Source organism: Vibrio sp. M260118 (assembly GCF_036533755.1).
Taxonomy (GTDB): Bacteria; Pseudomonadota; Gammaproteobacteria; order Enterobacterales; family Vibrionaceae; genus Vibrio.
On the sequence record NZ_JATABG010000287.1, the window covers coordinates 1 to 5,360 of the forward strand.

The following is a 5,360-nucleotide window of genomic DNA, read 5'->3' on the forward strand; positions in this document are numbered from 1 at the left end:
GTTCATGTTCATTTCGATCTTGCATCCAATGCCGATGCAATTTCTACTTTGAATGTACCGATGACAAAAAACAGTAAGTAATGTTGTGAACTGTTGATATTTGAGTGGACAAGAACATAGAAAAGCCCCGAGGTTTCCTGCGGGGCTTTGATTTTCTTAGCTGACAAACAGTATCGCTTAGCCTTCAATACCGCGAGCTTTTAGGAACTCAGCGTACGTACCGCGGAAGTCGTGAATCTGGCCATCTTTAATTTCTAGAATACGTGTCGCTAGTGAGTCTACAAATACGCGGTCATGCGAAACGAAGAACAGTGTGCCTTTGTACTGCTCAAGCGCATTGTTGAGTGACTCGATGGATTCCATATCCATGTGGTTGGTTGGCTCATCCATCAACAGCATATTTGGCTTGTGCATTTGAATCTTGCCAAGCAGCATACGACCTTGCTCACCACCAGATAGAACTTTTACTGATTTCTTAATATCGTCTTGCGAGAAAAGCATACGACCAAGGAAGCTACGCAGTACCTGTTCGTCATCACCCTCTTGACGCCATTGGCCCATCCAGTCCATAAGATTCATGTCTTGTTCAAAGTCATGAGCATGGTCTTGAGCGTAGTAACCAATGTTAGAGTTCTCTGACCATTTGTACTCACCTGTGCGTGGCTCTAGAACACCTGCTAGCGTGTTTAGTAGTGTCGTTTTGCCTACGCCGTTCTCACCGATAATCGCAACACGCTCACCCACTTCGAAGATAGCATCAAAGTTGCTGAATAGATCTTCTTCAAAGCCTTGGCTTAGGTTTTCAACAATCAGAGCATTACGGAACAACTCTTTAGACTGTTCAAAACGGATAAATGGGTTTTGACGGCTTGATGCTTTCACTTCATCTAGCTGAATTTTATCGATCTGTTTGGCGCGAGATGTCGCTTGTTTTGCCTTAGATGCGTTTGCCGAGAAACGCGCAACGAACGTTTGTAGCTCAGCAATCTGTGCTTTCTTCTTCGCGTTGTCAGACAGTAGACGCTCGCGCGCTTGCGACGCTGCCGTCATGTACTCATCGTAGTTACCGTGGTAAACGCGTAGTTCACCATAGTCCAAATCAGCCATATGCGTACATACAGAGTTTAGGAAGTGACGGTCGTGCGAGATGATGATCATGGTGCAGTTACGTTGGTTTAGCGTCTCTTCTAGCCAACGGATCGTATCCATGTCCAAGTTGTTGGTTGGTTCGTCAAGCAGCATGATATGCGGGTCAGCAAACAGAACCTGTGCAAGAAGCACTCGAAGCTTCCAACCTGGAGCAACTTCACTCATCAAACCGTAATGCTGTTCTTCTGGAATACCAACCGCAAGCAATAACTCACCCGCTTTAGCGTCGGCCATGTAACCGTCCATTTCGGCGAACTGAACTTCTAGGTCAGCAACCAGCATGCCTTCTTCCTCACTCATCTCAGGTAGTGAATAGATGCGGTCACGCTCTTGTTTTACTTCCCACAGCTCTTTATAACCCATAATCACGGTGTCGATTACCGTGAACTCTTCATAGGCGAACTGATCCTGATTAAGCTTAGCGACACGTTCGTTTGGATCGTAACTAACATTACCGCCAGTTGGTTCAAGTTCGCCACTTAGGATTTTCATGAACGTCGATTTACCACATCCGTTCGCACCAATCAGGCCGTAGCGGTTACCTTCACCAAACTTAACTGAGATGTTTTCAAAAAGAGGCTTGGCTCCAAATTGCTGCGTGATGTTGTTTGTGGAAATCAATGTCATTACCTATAAAATGTGAAAAACCGCGCCACACTACTCGGTACTGAGACGAACTTCAAGTTTTGTTTGCTATAGATTCGTTACCTTCAGTTGAGGCTCGGCACGCTCGGGCAGATAGATACTAAACTTACTGCCTGTTCCCCACTCTGACTCGACTTTGAGTTCGCCTCCCGATTGGCTGAGAATACTTTGCGATACTGAGAGACCAAGCCCCGTGCCTTCTCGCTTAGTGGTATAAAAAGGCGAGAAGATCCGTTTAAGGTTCTCGGGTTTAATTCCGCATCCTTCATCTTGAACATGAATAACTGCGCCGAGAGTTTTACCATTCTCAATCCAATCCTCACTACAAATCGTTAGCTTTCCGTTGCCCTTCATTGCGTGGATACCATTCATCTGTAGGTTCACCAGAATCTGAAGTAACTGATGTCGATTGACTTCAACTGACGCTTGCGCATTAAGCTCTGTCTTAAACAACACTTCGCGCTTTTTAGCCCCCGTTTTTACCAGAGTCACACTCTCTTCAATAATTGGATTGACCCTTTGCCAAGTGATCTCATCTTGCACACCGCCTTGTCTGCTGTATTGGAGTAGACTTCGGGTAATGTTTCGGATGCGATCAATTTGGCCGTGTATCGCGTCAATTTCTTCTTTAACCTTATTGGCATCGCCGCCAAGCTCAAATTGAATCAGCTCGACGTTACCAAGGATCACCGCCGTCGGGTTATTTATCTCGTGGGCAATCCCCGCCGTTAACTCGCCAAGTGCTGCTAATTTTTCACTGACCACCAGTTTATCGCGCGTCTGGTTAAGCAGTTGGATGTGCAGCTCTAATTCTTGCGTCTTCTCTTTTAAGCTTGCAGTACGGTCTTGAACCTTACACTCAAGTTGTTCTGCTGCACGTTGGATTTCTGTGTTGCGCTGCTTGAGTTGGTCGAGCATGTTGTCAAACTGCCGAGCGAGCTGCGCTAGTTCGTGGCCTTCATCTAAGCCCAAAGGCCCAATTCGGGTATCTTTACCAAGTTGGATCATTTTTACTACGCGGTGGATGCGCTCGACTGGTACGAACAAATCACGAGAGCCGCGATAAACCGCTAAGCTCGAAACAAAGAGAAGGAATAACGTGGTAATGGATATCTCTGCGATATTGGTCATATAAGTAGTGACAAATGGCCAGAGCAAATATCCAGTATAGAGCATGCCGATGACGTTGTTGTATTGGTCATATAGTGGTTTGTAGGCGGTGATGTACCAAGCATCATAGACAAACGCCAAGTTGGTCCATTCATTGCCCTGTTTTAATACGGCTTGCTTAACTTCTTCAGAGACCAAGGTGCCAATTGCTCGCCCTAAGCGGTCATTGCTATCGAGAGGAACGTTAGTACTGATACGTAGATCGTCTAGAAACAGCGTCAATGTCCCAACTGGTCTCAAGCTGTCTTGTTTGTATGGGTAAATCAGGTCTCGGATGGTATCGACCAACACGGTACTATTGTTGAGTAGCAACCCGCCATCTAAAAATCCTATCAGGTCATTGGCTTGGCTATAAATGGGAATAACAGTACGGCTAACTAACCCACGACGCTCAACGGTATTACTCTCTAACACTGGCGTTTGGGCGCGCTTAACAAGGTTTTCTCCTAACTCAGCAAGTTCCTGTTCCGATAACACATCAAAGAAAGACTCCCGGCGCGTCAGGTCCATAAAGCGAAACTTATTCTCCATGCTATAGACTCGGTGAAAGTGAAGGAAGTCGAGCTTGTACTCAGTCCGTTGTAGTTCAACCCAATCGGACAAAGATGAAGAGCTCACCTTCTCATCACGTACTCGAGTAATAAACTCAAACGAATTGGCAAAAGCTTTAACGTGATTGGCCTGTTTTTCCTGGATAAGCTCAATACTATTGTCAGCGACGCCTAATCGTTCAGAGACATCAATCAGTGCACTCTGCCATGTGTAATGAATCGACCAATAGATGGTTATTCCGATTAGAGCGATCAAAGTGAGGACAATTGGCGCAGATGTGAGGATCATCAAGCGATACCTCACCATAGTTTTGAAGCGATAGCGCCATTTAGACCACAATGAAGGTCTACCCGACATAGCTTGGCTCCTCGCTATCCCACTCTTTGAACTTACGCTCTAAGGTCTTTCTTGCGACACCCAAGTCCCTAGCAGCGGCCGATTTATTACCGTCATGATAATCAACTAACTGTTGTATATGGGCGCGCTCAACTTCTTTTAAAGACCAAGAGTTTGGGTAACCCTCGCCTTGGCTGCCTTTGCCAGTGAGTTCAATGACTTCAGCGCCACTTGATACTGTCATGGTTACCGACGGCTTAAGTGTCTCACCATGTATTTCTCGCCAATAGTGCGCCGGTGGTTTACCGAGCAAAATGCAGCGCTCAATTAGGTTCTTCAACTCACGAATATTGCCCGGCCAATCGTATTCGTTCATCGCCAGTACGTCTTCATGAGCCCAATTTGGGTTTGGCATTCCTAACTCGGCAGCGAGCATCTTGGTAAAAAATGGCACAAGTTCGATAAGATCAGCTTTGCGCTCTCTTAATGGCGCAACATCTATCTTGAGCACGTTTAAACGATAGAAAAGATCGGCGCGAAAGTTGCCTTTGTTAACCTCTTCTTGCAGGTTTCGGTTTGTCGCTGCCACCACGCGAACATCAACCGAAATCTCTTTTTCCCCGCCAACAGGGCGAATGGTGCGTTGTTCTAGTACGCGTAATAGAGCCGACTGCATCGCAAGTGGCATCTCGCCAATCTCATCGAGAAAAAGTGTGCCACCGCTAGCAACACGGAATAGCCCTTCTCTACTCTTTTTCGCTCCAGTAAAGGCGCCAGCATTGTGACCAAATAGCTCACTCTCAAGCAACTCAGGCGCAATGGCACCACAGTTAATGGGTACAAAAGGACCGCTACGCTGACTAGATTCATGAATGCCGCGCGCGACAAGCTCTTTACCTGTTCCTGATTCGCCCTCAACCAAAACCGAGCGCTGCTCTAAACGTTTATCCACACAGCGTTGGACCGCTTGCAGCATCTGCTCTAAGTTGAATGGCTTAAGAATAAAGTCGGATGCGCCAAGCTTTAACGCGGAAATCGCCGTTTCAAGATCAGCATACCCAGTCATAAAGATCACATCGCACTTTTTATCTGGGTCGTCGAACGCTTCTTCCCATTCAATGCCGGAGCGACCCGGTAAGTTGATATCCAATATGATTAAGTCATAATGGTTGGCACTTCTTAATTGTTCCGCTTCTTCGATACTTCCAACACAGTCTACTTTCGTAAACCATTTGCTAAGTGCTTTATTTAAAATGGTTTGCATCCCGATCTCGTCATCAACGACAAGAACAGAAAACGCCTGGTATTGTGAAGTTTTATTTGGGTCGCAAGAAGAAGGCATAATAAACAAAGTCCATATGAGGCAATTGGGACAGAGTGTACCAAGTTTATCTATCCACGACTCAACAAATGTGAGACATTTTGTCCCTCGTCAACCTAGATGTATATAAGTGATTGATATTTCGTTTGAAAAGCGTCACATATTCTTGGCACTAAGATTGCTATTA

General features: G+C 46.0%; 3 protein-coding genes. All 3 read right to left on the reverse strand.

The features are described 5' to 3' along the window. Positions 1-177 precede the first annotated feature (177 nt). Positions 178-1,770, reverse strand: a complete 1,593-nt coding sequence (locus QTO00_RS15065) for an ABC-F family ATPase (protein ID WP_331425518.1) — start codon at positions 1,768-1,770, stop codon at positions 178-180. Between the two features lie 72 nt (positions 1,771-1,842). Further along, positions 1,843-3,873, reverse strand: a complete 2,031-nt coding sequence (locus QTO00_RS15070; RefSeq protein ID WP_331425519.1) for a sensor histidine kinase — start codon at positions 3,871-3,873, stop codon at positions 1,843-1,845. After that, positions 3,863-5,194 carry a sigma-54-dependent transcriptional regulator gene (locus tag QTO00_RS15075; protein ID WP_331425520.1) on the reverse strand — a complete coding sequence of 444 codons (1,332 nt, stop codon included), beginning with the start codon at positions 5,192-5,194 and terminating at the stop codon, positions 3,863-3,865. Before QTO00_RS15075 ends, QTO00_RS15070 begins: the two co-directional genes overlap by 11 nt. Positions 5,195-5,360 lie beyond the last annotated feature (166 nt).